The organism is Biomaibacter acetigenes, from assembly GCF_003691585.1.
In the GTDB taxonomy this organism is placed as follows: Bacteria; Bacillota; Thermosediminibacteria; order Thermosediminibacterales; family Tepidanaerobacteraceae; genus Biomaibacter; species Biomaibacter acetigenes.
Genome location: NZ_CP033169.1, coordinates 16,561 through 35,531, shown reverse-complemented (window position 1 = coordinate 35,531; position 18,971 = coordinate 16,561). Strand labels below are relative to the sequence as shown.

16 protein-coding genes are annotated in these 18,971 nt (G+C 46.8%); all 16 read right to left on the bottom strand.

Going from position 1 to position 18,971, the window contains the following annotated elements:
• Window positions 1-181 precede the first annotated feature (181 nt).
• The 16 genes from D2962_RS00150 to D2962_RS00075 all read right to left on the bottom strand — a co-directional run bounded on the left by D2962_RS00150 (window position 182) and on the right by D2962_RS00075 (window position 18,907).
• Window positions 182-1,879: a sigma 54-interacting transcriptional regulator gene (locus D2962_RS00150; protein WP_120765166.1), complete on the bottom strand. Its 1,698-nt coding sequence runs from the start codon at window positions 1,877-1,879 to the stop codon at window positions 182-184.
• 242 nt (window positions 1,880-2,121) lie between these two features.
• The gene (locus D2962_RS00145; protein ID WP_120765165.1) at window positions 2,122-3,996 is read right to left on the bottom strand and encodes an NHL repeat-containing protein; all 1,875 of its coding nucleotides are present in this window, start codon (window positions 3,994-3,996) and stop codon (window positions 2,122-2,124) included.
• Between the two features lie 337 nt (window positions 3,997-4,333).
• A complete protein-coding gene (locus D2962_RS00140) occupies window positions 4,334-5,032 on the bottom strand; it encodes a zinc metallopeptidase (protein ID WP_122013753.1) in 699 nt (232 codons plus the stop codon).
• A 221-nt stretch (window positions 5,033-5,253) separates the two neighbouring features.
• Window positions 5,254-6,060 carry a PSP1 domain-containing protein gene (locus D2962_RS00135; protein ID WP_120765163.1) on the bottom strand — a complete coding sequence of 269 codons (807 nt, stop codon included), beginning with the start codon at window positions 6,058-6,060 and terminating at the stop codon, window positions 5,254-5,256.
• Window positions 6,061-6,894, bottom strand: coding sequence for a DNA polymerase III subunit (locus D2962_RS00130; protein ID WP_122013752.1), 834 nt, complete (start codon window positions 6,892-6,894; stop codon window positions 6,061-6,063).
• A gap of 9 nt (window positions 6,895-6,903) precedes the next feature.
• Window positions 6,904-7,338: a YaaR family protein gene (locus D2962_RS00125; protein ID WP_122013751.1), complete on the bottom strand. Its 435-nt coding sequence runs from the start codon at window positions 7,336-7,338 to the stop codon at window positions 6,904-6,906.
• Entirely contained in the window at window positions 7,335-7,658 is a 324-nt protein-coding gene (locus D2962_RS00120) for a cyclic-di-AMP receptor (protein ID WP_122013750.1), read from the bottom strand. Before D2962_RS00120 ends, D2962_RS00125 begins: the two co-directional genes overlap by 4 nt.
• Window positions 7,659-7,675: 17 nt before the next feature.
• A complete protein-coding gene (gene tmk / locus D2962_RS00115) occupies window positions 7,676-8,287 on the bottom strand; it encodes a dTMP kinase (protein ID WP_122013749.1) in 612 nt (203 codons plus the stop codon).
• Between the two features lie 19 nt (window positions 8,288-8,306).
• A complete protein-coding gene (locus D2962_RS00110; protein WP_245984808.1) occupies window positions 8,307-9,806 on the bottom strand; it encodes an aminotransferase class I/II-fold pyridoxal phosphate-dependent enzyme in 1,500 nt (499 codons plus the stop codon).
• A gap of 162 nt (window positions 9,807-9,968) precedes the next feature.
• Window positions 9,969-11,117, bottom strand: a complete 1,149-nt coding sequence (locus D2962_RS00105; RefSeq protein ID WP_122013748.1) for a pyridoxal-phosphate-dependent aminotransferase family protein — start codon at window positions 11,115-11,117, stop codon at window positions 9,969-9,971.
• Between the two features lie 55 nt (window positions 11,118-11,172).
• The gene (locus D2962_RS00100; protein WP_162991020.1) at window positions 11,173-12,132 is read right to left on the bottom strand and encodes a threonine ammonia-lyase; all 960 of its coding nucleotides are present in this window, start codon (window positions 12,130-12,132) and stop codon (window positions 11,173-11,175) included.
• 108 nt (window positions 12,133-12,240) lie between these two features.
• On the bottom strand, window positions 12,241-12,699 hold the full coding sequence (locus D2962_RS00095) for a RidA family protein (RefSeq protein ID WP_122013746.1): 459 nt from the start codon (window positions 12,697-12,699) through the stop codon (window positions 12,241-12,243).
• A 27-nt stretch (window positions 12,700-12,726) separates the two neighbouring features.
• Entirely contained in the window at window positions 12,727-13,968 is a 1,242-nt protein-coding gene (locus tag D2962_RS00090) for a threonine synthase (protein ID WP_122013745.1), read from the bottom strand.
• Window positions 13,969-13,995: 27 nt separating this feature from the next.
• On the bottom strand, window positions 13,996-15,195 hold the full coding sequence (locus D2962_RS00085; protein WP_122013744.1) for a M20 family metallopeptidase: 1,200 nt from the start codon (window positions 15,193-15,195) through the stop codon (window positions 13,996-13,998).
• Window positions 15,192-17,738, bottom strand: a complete 2,547-nt coding sequence (locus tag D2962_RS00080) for an ATP-binding cassette domain-containing protein (RefSeq protein WP_122013743.1) — start codon at window positions 17,736-17,738, stop codon at window positions 15,192-15,194. The genes D2962_RS00085 and D2962_RS00080 overlap by 4 nt, the downstream gene beginning before the upstream one ends.
• Before the next feature lie 86 nt (window positions 17,739-17,824).
• Entirely contained in the window at window positions 17,825-18,907 is a 1,083-nt protein-coding gene (locus D2962_RS00075; protein WP_122013742.1) for a sugar ABC transporter substrate-binding protein, read from the bottom strand.
• Window positions 18,908-18,971 lie beyond the last annotated feature (64 nt).

Genomic DNA, 18,971 nt, shown 5'->3' with positions numbered 1-18,971 from the left:
AATCCGATGCCAAAAAGATGGGCGTTATTTTCAATCCGGAAAGCAGTCCCTGAAAGCCGGCATTTCTAGTTTTTATAATTTCTGCTGAGCTATACCAGCGGAATTTTTAGAAAACTGGAGTTAAAAGACATTCCAAAAATTATAATTGTGTTTCTAAAAATTATATATTTCTTCCACCGACTTATATGCGGATGCCATATTTTTTTAATTTATTATACAGAGTAGCCAGGGATATTTTCAGGGCTTCGGAGGCCTTGCGCTTGCCTTCCACGCTGGTGCCGTATTCCTCCAGGGCCTTCTTTATCATGCGCTTTTCCATTTCTTCCAGGGGAAGTATGCCGCCCCTGGCCTTTTCCCGGCCTTTGAACTGTTCGAAGTAGGGTATCAGAAGTTCCTCGGTGATCCATTCCCCGTCGGCCATGAGGATGGTCCTCTCCAGGATGTTTGCCAGCTCCCTCACATTGCCCGGCCAGTTGTAGGACATCAGCATGTCCCTCGCCTTATTGGTCACCCCTTTCACATTTTTATAAAATTTTCGGTTAAAGAAATTAATATATAAATCGGTGAGGGCCGGGATATCTTCTTTTCTTTCCCTCAAAGGTGGAATGTGAATGTTTATTACATTCAGCCGGAAATAAAGGTCTTCCCGGAAGCGGCCGCGGCGAATGAGGTCCACCAGGTCCCTGTTGGTGGCGGAAATTATCCTTACATCGATTTTTATGGGGTGTGTGCCGCCGATGCGCTCAATTTCCTGACCCTGGATAACCCTTAAAAGTTTTGCCTGCAGCACCGGGCTCATGTCCCCGATTTCATCTAGGAATATGGTACCGCCAGAAGCAAGTTCAAATTTCCCCAGTTTGAGCTTTCCGGCACCGGTGAATGCTCCGGCCTCATAACCGAAAAGCTCGCTTTCCAGAAGATTTTCAGGTATAGCGGCGCAGTTCACCTTGATGAAGGGCTTGCCGTTTCTGGGACTTTCAGCGTGGATGGCATTGGCGAAGATTTCCTTGCCGGTACCGCTCTCCCCTGTGATCAAGATGGTGGTGTCCTCCCGGGCAGCTTTTTGTGCTAAATTTATAATATTCTTCATCTTCTGGCTTTGACACACTATATCCTCAAATTTCCCCTGGCCTTCGCTTAGCTTTTTTATTTCATCCTTCAATCCATTGATGACAGAGGTGGAACGCCGGAGTTCTTCGGTAAGATGGATGATCTCACTGATATCCTGAAACACCACCACAGCTCCGGTCATCTTGCCGTTTACAACGATGGGGGATGCGTTGGAAATGACCTCGGCATTGGACCCCACCGCCCTGTTTCTCTTGCCTAAACAGGGTTTGCCCGTCCTCAACACCTCCACCAGGGCGCCATCGGGGGACACATCAAACACATTGGTGCCTATACGCTGCTCGGCGGGAATACCGGTAATCCTTGTATATCCCTGATTCACATATTTTATGATTCCGTTGCGGTCCACCATCTGGATACCTTCCTGGGCGGAGTTCAGGATTATGGAAAGCTGTTCTTTTATCTCCTTTATTTCCAGCAGCTCTTTTCGCTCCCTGATAATGGTAAGCATGATATTTACAGCCCTGGACTCCACCAGTGTGGTACTTTCCGGGATCATGCTCCGGAGCTCTTTTACCAGGCCGTCATCTCCTGTCACCTCAAAAACCACATCCAACTGGCTTTCCCGCAAAAGTTTTTCGGCACTATCAAAGCATCTTATGCCCCGCTGCCCTGCTATTTTCATCCCCGGAGCCTTCCGTTCAATGTCGGCTATGCCAACTACCTGAATATTGTCAAAATCCTTTAATGTCTCCAGTAGAGCGCTGCCGCCTCTGCCCGCACCTATAATACCGACTTTTAATTTCTGCATATGCCCCTCCCGGATTTGATGTGAGAGGTGTGAAGCAAGTTTATTTCACACTTCCCATGATGATTAATGGTGAATAATTTATAAAAGAATATTAAATATAAGATATTCTACGCAATTTCAGTTATTCCTTCTTTGCGTAAAAAAAAACAAACCCTCCGGCATTTAGTCAGCGCGGTGGTTTTTCAATAAATGAGATTAGCATCTTTAATAAAAAAAAGGAGGTTCTTTACCTCCCTTAAATCTCATCTGACATTCAGCCGTACAACCCTGTGGTTGCCCGAGTCCGCCACCCACAGAAAACCTTCCCGGTCCAGCGCCAGGCTTCTGGGATAATAAAATCCATTTTCCCCGGTGCCAAAGCCGCCGATGGATTTTACATAATTTCCCTGGCTGTCAAATATCTCAATGCGGTGGGCTGCAGTATCCGATACATAGATGAGTCCTTTTTGGTCATCCACAGCGATTCCATCAGGCCCCTGAAGGTCACCCTCGCCGTTTTCCAGGAAAAATTCCCCATCGCCCATGCCGGGCTTCCCAAATTCCAGAAGTTTCTTGCCCTCAGGAGAAAACTTGACAACCCTGGCTTCCCCCGGCAGCACAGTATATATATTGCCATCCCTGTCCGAAGTGATGGGCCCAGGAGAGCTCACATCAAAGCCGCCGGCATATTTTCCCTCAATGGTAATTTTCTGGATGCGGTCATTGTAAGTATCGCTTATTATAAGCTCGGCGTCAGCCCCTGCAGCAATGCCAGCAGGCCCCTGTTCCTGGCCGTAATTGTCATATACCCCAAAATCCCCGGGGTTTTCTCCCCTTCCTCCGAAACTGGTTATGAAACCGCCGGTTTTATCAAAAACTGAAATCATATCCAGGTCCAGCAGGTAAAGCCTGTCCTTTAAAAACACCGCATCCCTCGGTCCAAAAAATCTGCCGCCGCTGTATCCCGAAAAGATTTCGCTTACTAATGTACCTTTTTTATCGAACATCATCACCCGGTTGTTAAGGTCGTCGGAAGAAAAGGGATCTCCTCCGATTATTACCACATTATCCTCATTGACGGCAATGTTGTGAGGGTATATGAAACCCCCCGACATGTCCCCCTTGATGGAATAAACTTCCCTGTCTTTCGAGAACACCTTTACCTGGTGCCGACCTGCCGCCACCATTAGAAGGGTGTTTTCCCTGCCGCCGGCAATGCCCACAAATCCCCAGCCATCCCGGGAAGATTCCTGCAGTTCCGTGGTCTTCAGGACCTTGCCCTCGGAGTTCAGCTCTATAAGATTACCCGATGATGTGACGGTAAAGATGTTTCCTCCCGCCTCCACCACCACATCCTGGGGGCTGTCCGTATCTCGCAGAGGATATGCCTTTATAAATTTTCCGTCGGGGCTGAATTTTTGAATCCTGTTGTTAAGGGTATCGGCCACATAGATGTTGTCATATTCATCAACATCAATACCGCTGGGGCCGGTGTAAAATTCCGAACCCGCCGCGCCAAACTGTCCTTGACCATCCCCGCTTTCGCCGAAGGAAGACACCCTGCCGTCCGGTGAAAATTTATATACCCTGTCAAAGCTCAGTACCAGCAGATTCCCCCGGGAATCCACCGCCACGCTTCTGGGATAGAAATCCTCCTGGGGCTGGATTTTCTCCTCTGGCTTTTCATGGCCGTACCTGAATACCGCCCTCATTCCCAGGTCCGCTACGTATACATCGCCCTGACCGTCTACCGCCACATCCACCGGCTGGGATTCGGGGGCCTGCAGGGGGGCCATCTTCATCCGGTATTTACCCTGGTAGTCGAACACCTTTACAATGCCGTCGGTGGAATAAAGGTCCAGCACATATGTATTCCCATCTTTATCCTGGCACACGGCCACCGGCAGCCCCAGGCTGTCATCTTTTATGCCCCGTATCACCATATTGGCGGCAAGCTGCTGCGGCGGGGTATTTAAAGCGCCTGGGTTATCCTGCTGGATTTCCGAATCCCCCCGGGGCTTTTCCTGGGAAGAATCGGTCCCGGGTTGTATGGAATCAACAGGTTTTTTGTTAAAACACCCCGTTACCAGTATCAAGACCATAAATATAATGAGCGCTGTTTTTAAATACGCCTTCAACAGATTGACCCGGTTTAGCAGCCCATATTGGCTCCTTTCAGGTCAAACCGGGTGCTTCCCTCCCCTCTTTTTACATCCCTTTTTTACCTCACGGTGTATTATACCATATTTGTATTAAAATAGTTTTAAAAAATGAATATAATTTTTGTTCTATTATATAGACGAAAAAATGCAAAAAAAGTTCCATCTTTTTTCAATATATGAGAAAAAAAGCAGGGAATTACTTACCCCTGCCTAAATTCCTGCACTTTTTTCAAACTTTTATTAAATTGATTGTGGTTTAAAAACACGTCGACATTCGGAAGCCGGATACTGGAGTTCTATTCGGAATCATATATTACCTATCATCCCGGTAAATGCCGGCCAGGGCCAGCAGCCTTAAAAGCTGCATCACTGCCATGAGGGTCGCTGCTACATAGGTCAGGGCTGCAGCTCCCAGCACCTTCCGCACCGGCCTGGCTTCATCCCTGTCTATGAACCCGTGGCCCTCCAGCACTGTCACCGCTCTGCTGCTGGCATTGTATTCCACCGGCAGCGTTATGAGCTGGAACAGCACCGCCGCGCTGAAAAGAAGTATCCCCAGGGTCATCAGGAATTCTCCTCTTAGAAACAGCCCCAGGAAAAACAGCGGGAATGCCAGCTGAGAGCCGAAACTGGCTACCGGCACTATGGAGTTTCTTATAGCCAGGGGCGCATACCCCACATCATGCTGGATGGCATGGCCGCACTCGTGGGCCGCTACGCCCTGCGCCGCAAGGGACCTGCCGTTATACACATCGGAAGAAAGCTTTAGAACTTTTCGTCTGGGGTCGTAATAGTCCGAAAGCCTTCCTCCCTGAATTTCTACCGAAACGTCATGGATGCCGCTGAGCCTCAGGATCTCCCTGGCTACCTCAGCACCGGTAAGGCCGTTTCTGGCCGGTACCCGGAGATACCTTTCAAAAGTGGAACTGACTTTAGCCTGAGCATAAAAAGCCAGAATCAAGGCCGGCAGCAACAAAATCATGGTTGAATCCCAGTAAAAATACGGAAACATACCATCACTCCTTTCAAGGTTAGGGGACGCACTTCCTTACAGCAGAGGTCGGACTTCAGATGTCAGATTAAGTTGGATTTGCCGAAAAGGCAAATCCTTCTATTCCGACCTCCGACTTCTGACATCTGGCTTCTGATATACGGGTAGTCGGAGGAATGTCCTCAATAAAATACCCCGTAGTGGTATTCTACTATATATGATAGATCTTCCGGCGCTTTTAGTCAAGACTCCTTTACCGCCACCTCTTCTACAGGATACTCTTCCACCTCATTGTTCTCGTCCAGCTGGACTTTTACCGTGCCCTTGGATTTGAACACGGCCACCACCATTCCCTCGCCACCGGGGGCAATCACCCTGGCGCCCATATCCGGAAATTTTTCCTCCACTTCATCATAGGAATCGCTCTCAAACTTAAGGCAGCACATCAATCTTCCGCACAGCCCCGATATCTTAACGGGGTTCAGGGAAAGGTTCTGCTGTTTGGCCATTTTTATGGATACGGGGTCAAAATCCCCCAGAAAGGTGTTGCAGCACACCATCCTGCCGCAGGGACCTATACCGCCCAGCATCTTGGCCTCGTCTCTCACGCCTATCTGGCGGAGTTCGATGCGGGTCCTGAATACCGATGCCAGATCTTTTACCAGTTCCCTGAAATCCACCCGTCCGTCGGCGGTGAAGTAAAAAATAAGCTTGCTGTTATCAAAGGTGTATTCCACATCCACCAGTTTCATGTCAAGGCCATGTTTTTCTATTTTCTTGAGGGCTATTTCTTCGGCCTCTCTGGCCTTTATCCTGTTTTCTTCCACTCTCGCATCATCTTCCGGTGTGGCCTTGCGGATCACATCCTTTAAAGGCGAGATTATATCCTCTTCCTTTACATCCTTAGGATTCGTCACGACCTCTCCGTATTCTATACCCCTGCTGGTTTCTACTATGACCCTGTCTCCCGGTGCCAGCTCTAAAGCCCCCGGATTGAAATAATACACCTTCCCTGCCTTTTTAAATCTTACTCCCACTACTGTTACCATTTATACCACCTCCTGGAGCTCTATGAGCAGATTATACCATATCAGATTCTGATTGCCTCTGGATTTTACAGCCCTGGCTTGATAAAAAACGCTGCCCAGGGCTTTTACGGCGGACTTTTCGGTAATATGTGTCGCACACCGGTATATAACATCGGAAAGGTCCGCATTGATTGCAGATACCCTGCTTTTAGTTTTTACCGCCAGGATATCCCTATACAAACTCGATAAAAAATCCAGGACTTGTTCAGGTTCTTCTCCGAATTCTGCAATTTGACGCGCCATGCTTCCCGGATCTATCTCAGGATTTTTTGCCATCTCCAGCACCATGCCGGCAATTTTTTGCCTGGTTTCAACACAAAGGGGATTCATTCGGGATGCAGAGCTAAAGTCCAGCACCTGGCACCTGGATATTACGGTGGAAAGCAGCAGCTTAAGGTTGTCGGTCAGCAGCACCGCCGTACTCTGCGAGGCGGGTTCTTCGAGAGTTTTAAGCAGGGCATTCTGAGCCTCAGGGGTCATCTTATGGGCCTCATGGATTATATATACCTTTCTTGAAGCCTCCAGGGGTTTTTCGGCAAAACTCTGTATGAGATTCCTCACCTGATCTATCTTTATGGAAGCCCCTTCGGCAGAAATTTCCATCACATCCGGATGAATGCCGTTTAATATCTTTCGGCAGTTATCGCAAAAACCGCAAGGAGAAAGCTCAACATTTTCACAATTCACTGTTCTGGCAAGGAGTTTTGCCTGCTTTTCAACTCTTTCGTCAGGCCCCAGAAATATATAAGCATGGGAAACAAATCCTGCCTTAAGCGTCTCCAAAAATTTTTCCAAAATACCACCTCATGCGTACAAGTCCAGCAAAAGCCCTCGGATTTCATCCACCAGGGCCAGGACTTTAAGAGAATCCTTATTATCGGAAAGGAGGGCTTCAGCCATAGCCAGCAGCTTCTGGTTAACGGTTTTTATAATGGTTAGCACCTTTGTCCTGCCGTAGCGCGAGGAAAACCTCTCTTCTTTGCAGCTCAGGCCTCCGGCTATGCAGAGCTTCAAAAAACCTGCCACCATGTCCCGGTATTTTTTCAAATCCGAAAGGCTCATGTTCCTGGCCATCCTCCTGCCCTGTTCATGTATGGCCGCCAGCTCCCCGTCGAGCCGCTCCCTTAAATGGATTTCTGTCATTGCCCGCAGGTGTTCATCAAAAGTCCCGGCAGAGCCCCTGGACCTGGGTACAATATCCCTGGGCAGGGTAAATTCCGGCGAAAGATTTACCTTCATATCTTTTCAAACCTCTCGATGTTCAGGACAAAGACTGTGGCTCCTCCCACGGTCACCTCTATAGGATAAGGCACATAGGCATCTCCGGGACCGCCGGGAAATGGAGTCACTACCTGCTTTCTGGGGCGGCACACCTTTTCTATAAGGCTTATGAGCTCTTCCAGCCGCTCTTCCTCCACCCCTATCATCAGCGTGGTGTTGCCGCTCTTCAAAAACCCTCCGGTGCTGGCCAGCTTTGTGACACCGAATTTGTTTTCGGTAAGCTGCTCTATCAGCCTGGCCGCATCGCTGTCCTGGACTACCGCCATGACCATCTTCATGCAAATCTCCCCTTTCCTCATAACATCTTTCGGATATATGCGGATATTCTATCAAAGACTTCCTCGGGGCTTCTGGAGGCATCTACCGCCACTATCCTTTCGGGGAATATCTCGCGCACTTTTAAGAAGCCCTCCCGCACTCTTTTGTGAAATTCCAGAGTTTCCTTTTCCAGGCGGTCCCTTGCCCTCTCAAGCCTTTTGAGGGATACTTCGGGGTCTATATCCAACAGTATGGTAAGGTCCGGCCACAATTCTCCTATAAACCACCGGTTTATCCCCAGTATCTCCTCAATGCCAAGACCCCGGGCCCATCCCTGGTAGGCCAGGCTGGAATCCACAAAGCGGTCACACAAGACATAAGTTCCTCGTAAAAGAGCCGGCGATATGACATTTTTTATGAGCTGAGCCCTGGATGCGGCATATATAAGGGCTTCGGCCTCGGGTACCGGGCTTTCTCCCGCCAGAGAAAGCAGCACTTCTCTGAGCTTTTCCCCGAGGGCGGTGCCTCCCGGCTCCCTGGTCACCAGCACCTTCCTGCCTCTGGAAGTCAGGTATTCATAGATTTTTTTCACCTGGGTGGTCTTGCCGGCTCCGTCAGGGCCTTCAATGGTTATGAATTTTCCCTTCATAAAATACCTCTTTTGAATTTTAATGAACAGTTACATATATTCTATTATTGTTATCAATTCCCTGCATTGAGCAACCCGCTTCTATGAGTCTTTTAATCACACCGATATCCTCATTTTCCACCATTTCCCCAGGTGTAAGCAGAGGTACTCCCGGCGGATAAGGCACCAGAGCTTTTTTCACAATTCGCCCTTCGGCATGCTTTAGAGGCACCCATTCACCCCTGGAAATAAATGCTTCCCGGGGTTCCATAGCCTTTTGTGGAAGTTTTTTCATGATGGTGGAAAGGTTGACGAGTAATTCATGGATATTTGTATGTCCTTGCCCGGTGCTTGAATACCTATAATCTTTATATTTTATTTTATGCTTTGATATATCTATTAAAGCATCTATCAAATTCCTGATGTCTTTGCTGTTGTTCCCTGAGGTCACCAGAAAATAAACATTGCATAAATCCGCATATTCTGCATATATGTTAAATTTACGCCTCAGCAAATTTTCCACTTCAAAACCGGTGAAACCCGCTCCCGACACATTCACCATAAGGCGGGAAAGGTCTATATCGGATATTCCCGCTCTGCCCTTTAGTTCATCTCCGGCACAATAAAAATCAGTATGCATGTTTATGAAAGTCCTGGCTATGCCGGCCATGTTTAAAGCCTTTTCTACAAGATGCCTGCCGCGCCTTTCCATCAATGCCCTGGCGTAATCCAGAGATGCCATGAGGATATAAGAAGGGCTGGTGCTGGTAACAATGCCAAGATATGAGGAAAGCCTCTCTTTATCTATCCTTTCGCCTTTCACATGAAGCCATGCGCTCTGGGTAAGGGATGACAGCATCTTATGGGGACTCTGGACCCAGACATCTACATCAAAATCCCCAGCAGTTGGCGGCAAATGCGGGCTGAAAGCCAGGTGCGGACCGTGAGCCTCATCCACCAGAACCAGCATATTATTCTGCCGGGCTATTTCACATATCTCCTTTAAATCCGGACAGAACCCCTGATATGTGGGATTTGTAATTACAATGGCCCTGGCTCCCGGGTTTTCCTTTATAACCTTTCGCAGAACCTCGGGCGTAATTTGTGTGTAAACCCCGAGTTCCTCATGCCACTCCGGCATCACATAAACCGGCCTTGCCCCGGTCAAAACCAGCCCCGACAGCACCGAGCGGTGGCTGGCCCTGGATATGATCACGCTGTCACCGGGATTGAGCGCTGCACCCATCATGGCCAGCACTCCGGAGGTGGAGCCGTTCACCAGGAAAAAAGACCTGTCGGTACCGTAAAGTCTTGCCAGCATTTCTTCGGCCTTTTTGATGACTCCCTGGGGCTCATGGAGATTATCCATGCCAGGGATTTCCGTCACATCCCAATTTAAAATGTTTTTCTTAAAAAGTCTTCTAAAATCCCGCAGAACACCCCTGCCGCCCTTGTGACCCGGCATGTGAAACCTGGTTGAACGTTTCTTCGCATATCGTCTTAATGCCCTCACCAGAGGCATATCCGGCTTTTTGCCCATAACCATCATTCCATCTAAAAATCAGTTTTTTTCCATTATACCATAAACCTTCTCAACATGCTATTTGAACATTTTTTATCACAGCCGCAGCCATGATAAAAAATACCTGTGTCCCGCACTGATCTTTTGATGACAGATTTACAATAATAATATAAAAATTTTTTATTTCATAAATATGTCCAGTGCAATCCCTCGATTTACAGCTTTGCCGTTTGTTTTTAAAAAGTTCTCCAATCCGATAAGAATCGGCACTATATTTCTTTTTGCAGCATTTTTTCCCATATGCCCTATGCGCACAGTTCTTCCTCTCAATGGCCCCAGGCCGTTGGCAATCAGGATGCTGAAATTCTTATCCAGATAATCTACAAACCTGCCGGAATCAATATCCTCCGGAAACTCCGCTACCGTTATTACCGGTGTCAGTAGCTGTTGCCTTGAAAAAATACTGATGCCGCAAGCTTCTATCCCGCATCTCATCATGTCTGCCAGGAGAATATGTCTTTCATATCTCTCCCGGATTCCTTCATCCAAAATGTTTTGAAGGCTCTTTTGCAGGGCAAATATCTGGTTTACCGCCATGGTTATGCTGTAGGGTTGAAATCCTGCCTGTTCGGTATTGAATCTATCCCAAACTTGAAGATTGGCATACCATCCGGGAACGGGCTTTTTCCTCCTTCTTACGTATTCCATGGCCTCCTTGCCGGCAGCCAGGATTGCAAGTCCCGGCGGAGCTCCCAGACCTTTCTGCGAAGCCGTGGCGCACATATCAACACCCCAGCCGTCCATATCTATCGGTACAATTCCGGCAGAAGATACCGCATCGACCGCAAGTAGCACTCCTTTCCGGCGGGTGATCCCTCCAATATCTTTTATCGGAGTCAGCACGCCCGTGCTGGTTTCGCTGTGGACAATTGCTAGAGTTTTTATCCCTCTGCTGGTGTTTAAGAATTTTTCTACCTGCTCCGGACAAATGTTTTTTCCCCATTCTATTTCTAAAACTTTGGGCGAAAGATTATAAGTTTTTAAAATTTCGATCATTCTATGAGCAAAAAATCCGTTGTCAACCACAGCCAGTTCATCTTTTTCTTCAGCGAGCGCCAGCAACATTGTTTCAACCGCAAGATGTCCCGAACCGTTAACAATAAATACCTCTCCCGAGGTATTTAACAACTTTTTTATTAAATTGCGGGTATCGTTGTAAATTTTAACCCAATCGTGCCCGTAGTGGCAAACAACCTGCTTGCCCATATTCTGCAAGACATCTTCCTCTACATCGCACGGGCCAGGAATCATCAATAATTTTTTTTGCATTATTGCTCCTCCAGTCAACTTAAATAATATATATGGATTTATTTAAAAAATAAAGTCATTTTTCTCTTTTCATAATGCACTCCGCTAAAACTGAAAAATTACAGTTTCCCCCCGATATAACTGCAACATTTTTTTTCCCAAGCCCGATCCTACCGCTCATGATGCCTGCCAGGCCGACAACCCCTGACGGTTCAGCAAGCTGCTTCGTCCTTTCCAGCAGAAGGCACATGGTCTCTACTATTTCATCATCATTTACTGTGATTATGTCATCCACATATTTTTCGCAAAGGCTGAAGGTGTTTTCTCCAGGTCTTTTGGCCGTAAGGCCGTCGGCTATGGTATCGCAGCTTTCTATCTCGTTTATTTTTCCGGCTTTCCTGGAGACCAGCATCGAACACGAATTCGAAGGCTGTACGCCTACAATCCTTATTTTTGGATAGATGCTCTTGACTGCAAGGCTGATTCCAGAAATCAATCCTCCTCCTCCGATGGGTATAAAAATCGTATCCACATCCGGCAGGTCCTCTAAAATTTCCAATCCTATCGTTCCCTGACCTGCTATAATATCCTCATCATCGAAAGGGTGAACAAACAATCTGTTATCGCTTTCCATGATTGCTCGCGCTTTTGATTCCATCTCCACAGAGTTTTTCCCATACTGTACAACTCTTGCTCCGTAAGACCTGGTGGCAGCCATTTTATTTTTGGCGGCCCATTCTGGCATGACAATGGTGGCTGAAACACCGGCAAGTTTCGCTGAAAATGCGACACCCTGGGCGTGATTCCCTGAGGAAAACGCAACTACGCCCCTGTGCCGCTCCTTTTCAGGTATGGATAGTATTTTGTTCATTGCTCCTCTCACTTTAAAAGAGCCGGTCTTTTGTAGATTTTCCGGCTTCAGGTACACCATTGTTCCCATTTTTTCGCTTAAACTCCTAGAAAAAACCAGTCTTGTTCTCCATACGTTTTCAGTTATTTTTCTTCTGGCTTCCCAGATATCAGAAATGCTGATCAATAAAACACCTCCAGTATATGCTGCAAAGATTCAGGCAACAAATCAGGCATTAAAGGCCAGCAATGCCGGTGGCAAACTTCAATGCCTGAAATTTATCAAAATGTTATGTTATACTTCTGCTATAAATGTAACTTCTACAGGAGCGCCGCCCGGAAGTTCATTGGTCCCCAGCGCAAGTCTCGTATGGGCTCCTTTCTCTCCGAAAATGTCCAGCAATACTGCCGAGGCACCATTTATGACCGCCGGTTGGTCTTTGAAATTCTCATCGCTTCTGACGAATCCCAAAAGTTGGACAAAATGTTTTACTCTATCCAGGTCTCCAAGGTGCTGTTTTAACAGTGCAAGGCAGTTTATCACGGCATACCGTGCGGCCTGCTGACCCTGCTCCACCGTCAAATCTCTCCCCAGTTTCCCTTCAAACAAAAGTTTACCGTTTATGGTGGGGGTCTGCCCTGAAACGTAAACCAGCTGGCCGACCTGATAAACCGGTATATAAAGGCCCGCAGGTTTCGGAGGTTCCGGCAATTCCAGACCGTACTTTTCTTTTAATATTCTTTCGGCATTCATTAAATCACCTTCCATAAAAAAGTATTTTTATATTGCGTGCGGAAGACAGTTCCTTTCCAGAATAAGTCCATTGAGTTCATCGGCGTCTTTTACCACCTGAGGCTCATGGCTGTAATTCGGAGGCAAATGAGGAGTTTTTAAGCCATTGCCCGTAATTATGGCTACTACAGTTTCATTGGATGTCATCAGGCCCTGGGCTATCATTTTCCTCATGCCTATCACCGAAACAGCTCCCGTTGGCTCCGCAAAAACACCTTCCGCTCTTGCCAGGGTAACCACAGACTCCCAAATTTCCTCTTCGCTCAGTGATACGGCATATCCTTCAGACTCCCTGATACATTTTAATGTCAATGTCCCGTCTTCACTATATCCGTCCAGAGTGTCGGCAATCCCGGAGGCGATAGTGCCTGCACCCATTGTCCAGGGGTCCACAGTATCTTTACCATTTTCAAATGCCCTGACTATGGGAGCGCATCTTTCGGCCTGAACCGCTGCAATTTTTGGAAGCCTCGATATGGCACCCACGGCTTTTAAATCCATGAACCCTCTCCATATGCCTACAAGTACGGGGCCATCGCCTACGGGAACAACTATCCAGTTCGGAACAGTCCATCCCAAAGATTCAACTATTTCGTAAGCTATGGTCTTATTTCCCTCGACAATGTAAGGGTTTATAAAAGTGGTGGTTAAATTTACCCAGCCATAATTTTCCGCTGCTTTTTTCGCCACATGGTACGAGTTGCTGTAGGGACCTTCAACCTTGATTACCTGCGCCCCGTACATGATCGCTTGATTTACCTTGTTAATGGGGGTGTCGGCTGGAACTATCACCACCGCTCTGAGTCCGGCCTTTGCGGCATAGGCAGCAGCCGAAGCGCCTCCGTTGCCCGAAGAAGCTATAATAATCGTATTTGCTCCAAATTCCAGAGTTTTGGATATACCCACGGCTACGGACCTGTCTTTAAAGGAGCCGGTGGGATTGCATCCTTCATCCTTTAGGTAAAGCTTTTTCAGCCCAAGCCATCTGCCCAAGTGATTCGCCTTCAATAGCGGCGTATCGCCTTCTCCCAAAGTGACAAAATACTCGGCGTTAACCGGAAGATAATCGGCATATTTTAGCAGCCCAATTCTTTCACTTTTTTTTCTGATTTCGGAATTGCTGTAATCGTATTGGATCTGTAAAATGCCTCCGCACTGTTTGCAGCTGTAATTCTGACTCAGCTGCTGCTGATTGCCGCATTTTACACATTTCATATAAATAGCTTTCATATATCCTGACCCCCAGACACTATAGCGCTATTTGGTGTATTTTAACGAAATCCCGGAATAAATTTTGGCAGCTTTTCTCAACTGTTTTTCACATACCCACTCATCCGATCTGTGAGCCTGTTCCAGACTCCCCGGGCCAAATATTACCGCCGGTATATTAAGTTCCTCTGTAAAAAATGATGCTTCACATCCCGCTGGAAATGCCTTTACCATCGGAGCCTTACCAAAGGACTTTTGAATTAGAAGGCTTAAATCCCGAACCAGAACACTGTCCGGTTTAGAGCCCGATGCTTTAAGCTCGGGAAGGGTTTCAATTTCTATGACTTCTTCACTGCAGTTTATCCAGGTTTTCAGTTCATTGATTATTTCTTCCCTGGTTTCCCCAGGCAACAGCCTCCGTTCCATTTCAATGGTGCATTCGTCCGGAACTATATTAACTTTTATACCGCCTTTTATCGTTCCTACTGAAATTGTGGCGTTGCCCAGGTATTTATCCTTCCTGCTTTTTAAATGCTCCTGATACTTTTTAAGATTCTGGATGATGTCTGACATTATATATATGGCATTTATTCCGTTTTCGGGATGGCTGGAGTGACAGGAAATTCCATAGGCAGTTATTTTAATATTCATAAATCCTCTATGTCCCGTATGAATTTCCAACTGTGTGGGTTCACCTATTATAGCCGCATCGGCTGTTATTCTATCGGCCACATACCTGCGCATTCCTTTGTTGCCGCTTTCTTCATCGCATACAAACACAAGCGAAAGCTTTTTACTTCCGGCCAGCCTAAAAGTGGATATAAACTCTGCAGCGGCCATCATCGCTGCTATTCCGCCTTTCATATCCGCAGTACCTCTACCGTAAATCTTACCGTTTTCCAAAGTAGCTTCAAAGGGAGGATATCTCCACTCGCCTGCAGCAGGGACTACGTCGAGATGCCCGTTAAGAATCATACCGATGTGACCGCTGCACCCAAAATTGGCTATAATGTTGGAACGTCCCTCTTCCACCCGCTGCACGGTTACATCAAAACCTCTGTCTGCAAGCCACTCACATATGAAAACCGCAAGGGAATGTTCGTTTCCCGGTGGATTGACGCTCCTGAATCTTATTAATTCCTTCAATATGGGTAAAACTCTATCCTCTTTATCAAACCATTCATTTATCTGTTTTTGCATAATATCATCCATATTACCGTTCGTGTCCCCTTCAGTATTCATCTTCATGTGCACGCAACTCCTGTGGCACTTTGCATTATCTTTTCCTGAGAAGCGCTTGCGGCATCGTATTCTCCAGTGATCGTGCCTTCATGCAGCACAATGATTCTATCGCTTACTCCAAGGATCTCCGGAAGTTCCGAGGAAATCATTATTATGGCCACGCCTTTTTGGGCCAATCCTTCTATTATCCTGTGGATTTCCGCCTTTGCCCCCACATCGACGCCTCTTGTGGGTTCATCAAGTATGATTATGCGCGGATTTCGGGCAAGCCACTTTCCGAGTACACACTTTTGCTGGTTACCCCCGCTCAGGTTCGACAATGCCTGGTCATGCGACGGTGTTTTAATCTCAAGGGCTGATATATAATGCGCTGCAATCTCGCCTTCGGTTTTTCTATCAATCCAACCCCATGTATTAATCCATGGCAGAGACGGAAGCGAAAGATTTTCCCGCACCGACATTAGCGGCACAAATCCATCCTTCCTTCTGTCCTCCGGAACAAGACCCATGCCCGCCCTTATGGCATCCAGAGGTTTTTGTATATGCAGAGCTTTTCCATCAATCAATATTTCTCCTTTGTCAAAAGGATCAAGGCCAAAAATACATCTGACTATCTCCGACCTTCCTGCCCCCATGAGTCCACTCAGACCCAAAACTTCGCCTTCCCTGACTTTAAAACTTATATTATTGAAAACCCCGCTCTTTGTGAGGTTTTTAACCTCCAGCACAACCCTGCCGGGCTCTGCCTTTTCGCGGTGGAAAATGTCCTTTAATTCTCTCCCCACCATGTATTTTATCAGCGTACTTTCATCTATGCGGTTTACTTCCTCCGAGGCGACATACCTGCCATCCCTTAGCACCGTTACCTCGTCAGCTATTTCAAATATTTCTGGCATGCGGTGGGAAATATATACAATTGCTACACCCTGTCTCTTTAATTCTCTTATTAGCTTAAACAGGCTGTTCTTGTCAGCCTCACTTAAAGCCGATGTGGGCTCATCCATTACGATGATCCATGCATCGGATGCCAAAGCCTTCGCTATCTCTATCATCTGCTGCTGACCTACAGTAAGATTCTTAACCGGCAAGTTCACATCTATATCCATATCGAACCTGGAAACGAGTTCCTTCGCTTTTTTGCTCATGCTTTTCTTGTCCAGCAGCAACCTGTTTTTTTCATATAATTCTTTGCCCAGAAAGATGTTTTGAGCGACGGTCAATTCCGGTATTAGTGAGAATTCCTGATGTATTACCGCAATTCCCAGCTTCTGGGCGTCCAAAGGTGAATTGATTTCAACGGGCACCCCCTCTATTTTGATCTCGCCCCGGTCTTTTTTATAAACGCCTGCCAGGATTTTCATCAGAGTCGATTTGCCAGCACCGTTTTCCCCCATCAAAGCCATTACCGTCCCTCTCTTTATGGTGAGGTTTACTCCGTCTAAAGCTTTGACGCCGGGAAACTCTTTTGAAATATTCGTCAGTTTGAGAACTTTGGCGGTTTTTATATTTTCAAAGGCAAACTTTTTGTTGTATTCTTCCGGTAATATATTTTCCGAATTTTTTTCTATCTTTTTTACTTCCCGGATTTTGATTGAGGCTTCATCAATCAAGACCGCCAGCAGGATCATGACTCCCTTGATAATATATTGAATGTATGGGGATACGTCCATCAAGCCCAATCCGTTGGCCAGAACTCCTACCAGCAATGATCCGAGAAAGGTCCCTTCAAGACTTCCCTTACCTCCCAGCAGGCTGGTACCTCCCAGGACCACTGCGGTCACCACCTCAAATTCAAGGCCAAGTCCGGCCCAGGGCTGTGCAGAGGTGGCCCTGCCCACGGTTATTATGGCTCCAATTCCGCATAGCAGCCCTGTAATCATGTAAACTTTCATAAGTTCTCTTTCTGCAAGAATACCCGAAGCTTTTGCGGCATTGATGTTTCCTCCAACCGCATACACCTTTCGACCGAAGGTCATTCTGGTTAGCAAAATAAAGCTTGCCGCATATAAAACGAAAACAGCAAACACCACTACAGGAATGGGCCCCAAAGAATTCTGGCCTAAAAAATTAAAAACCGTGTCCTTCACTTTAATGCCTGCCGCTCCGCTTATGGTCAGCGTAAGCCCTCTGGCAAGGGACATGGTGGCCAGGGTTGCCATAAATGGGCTTATACCGTAGTATCCGATCATCGATCCATTGATCGTTCCTATAATTAACCCGGCCAGCATTGCGGAAACAAACCCTATCATAGCGCTGCCCGTGGAGTTTACGGCAATTGCCGCTACAGCTCCTGCAAAGGCAATGTTTGAGCCCACCGAAAGATCAATGCCTCCGGTCAAAATCACATAGGTCATCCCAATGGAGACAATTGCCAGCACCGAAACCTGCCTTGCCATATTCATCAAATTGCTGAACTGCAGGAATACCGGTTTTACGCTGGCAAATATAACTACAAGAATAAAAATTATAGCGAGCAAAATGATATATCTAAAATTTTTTTCGGATAAGGCTTTTTTGGATTCACTGGTTTTTTTAGATGTGTGCGACACTTTTTATCATCCTTCCGAGTCCCGCTTTTTTGCTTTTAATCGGGGAAATAGATGCATTTCAGACACCTATTTCCCACCATCCAAGCTTATTTCTTGGGCCCCAGTTCTTCCTGGTAAGCATCAAAAAGCCTGATCGCTTCATTGGGAGTCACTACGCTCTTGCCTTCAAGAATGCCGGCTTCTTTCATCTTTTTCGCCGTTTCTTCCTGCATCACAAAATGCGTCGGCAGATATACCTTATTTTCCATCTTTTCCCCTTTTGCCAGCTGGGTGGCAACTTTAATATTCCAGTAACCTACTCTCTTGGCTCCTGTCAATAAATCTGCAACGATCTCACCATTTTTTATCTTTTCCGAAGCCTGTATTTCGCCATCATAGCTAAATACCGCGATGTCCTTTTGTCTGCCGGCTGCCTTTATGGCCTCTATGGCGGCAAAAGTCACGGCGTCACTTACGCAGAAGAACCCGTCTATATCCGAATAGCTGGTAAGCCAGTTTTCCATGACTTTCATGCCTTTAGCGGGATCCCAGTCTGAAGGTTGAACGGATAAGACTTTGATATCGCGAAATTCACCTATTCCCTGTAGAAACCCTTTCTGCCTCATATCTGAAACATAGTTCCCGGGCGATCCTACGAGCACAACGACATTGCCCTTTTTGCCCAGATAATTTCCCATCATTTGCCCCAGAGTTTTGGTATCTTCAAAATCATTGTAAAGTGTGTTCACATTGTAGGGGGTATCAACGAAGTTTCCCATAGTTATGACCTCTATACCCGCCTCATGGGCCTTTTCTATAGCTGGTATGACTCCCGTGGCATCAATCGGGTCAATCAGTATTACGTCTACTTTTTGCTCGATAAAGTTTTCTATTAAAGAAATTTCCTTTTCAAGGCTACCTTCGGCGCTTTTCCAAATAACTTCAGCACCGAAATCTTCAGCAGCTTTATTTCCAGCTTCCATCATGGCTGCATAGAAAGGATGGTTCAGATCGATCATCACTGCACCCAGCTTGGGCTTTGACTCCTGAGATTGTTGATTCTGGGCTTGCCCCTGATTCCCGTTCTGCTGATTTTGGTTTGTTCCGGACTGCTGGCCACCGCAGCCCGCCACCATTACCATAATTAATGTAATTGCCATCAATAAAGAAACCGCTTTTTTAAATGACATTCTCTTTTCCTCCTTTTTTAATTCATTTTAGATAAATATCTGTATGGATCCTGACTTGAATATC

Excerpts from the sequence above, each read along its gene's own strand:
- D2962_RS00085 (WP_122013744.1), bottom strand. The coding sequence starts at position 15,195 with ATGAAGATGAATACTGAAGGGGACACGAACGGTAATATGGATGATATT.
- D2962_RS00110 (WP_245984808.1), bottom strand. The coding sequence starts at position 9,806 with ATGGGCAAAAAGCCGGATATGCCTCTGGTGAGGGCATTAAGACGATAT.
- D2962_RS00090 (WP_122013745.1), bottom strand. The coding sequence starts at position 13,968 with ATGAAAGCTATTTATATGAAATGTGTAAAATGCGGCAATCAGCAGCAG.
- D2962_RS00150 (WP_120765166.1), bottom strand. The coding sequence starts at position 1,879 with ATGCAGAAATTAAAAGTCGGTATTATAGGTGCGGGCAGAGGCGGCAGC.
- D2962_RS00140 (WP_122013753.1), bottom strand. The coding sequence starts at position 5,032 with ATGTTTCCGTATTTTTACTGGGATTCAACCATGATTTTGTTGCTGCCG.
- D2962_RS00075 (WP_122013742.1), bottom strand. The coding sequence starts at position 18,907 with ATGTCATTTAAAAAAGCGGTTTCTTTATTGATGGCAATTACATTAATT.
- D2962_RS00105 (WP_122013748.1), bottom strand. The coding sequence starts at position 11,117 with ATGCAAAAAAAATTATTGATGATTCCTGGCCCGTGCGATGTAGAGGAA.
- D2962_RS00095 (WP_122013746.1), bottom strand. The coding sequence starts at position 12,699 with ATGAATGCCGAAAGAATATTAAAAGAAAAGTACGGTCTGGAATTGCCG.
- D2962_RS00125 (WP_122013751.1), bottom strand. The coding sequence starts at position 7,338 with ATGAAGGTAAATCTTTCGCCGGAATTTACCCTGCCCAGGGATATTGTA.
- D2962_RS00120 (WP_122013750.1), bottom strand. The coding sequence starts at position 7,658 with ATGAAGATGGTCATGGCGGTAGTCCAGGACAGCGATGCGGCCAGGCTG.
- D2962_RS00135 (WP_120765163.1), bottom strand. The coding sequence starts at position 6,060 with ATGGTAACAGTAGTGGGAGTAAGATTTAAAAAGGCAGGGAAGGTGTAT.
- tmk (WP_122013749.1), bottom strand. The coding sequence starts at position 8,287 with ATGAAGGGAAAATTCATAACCATTGAAGGCCCTGACGGAGCCGGCAAG.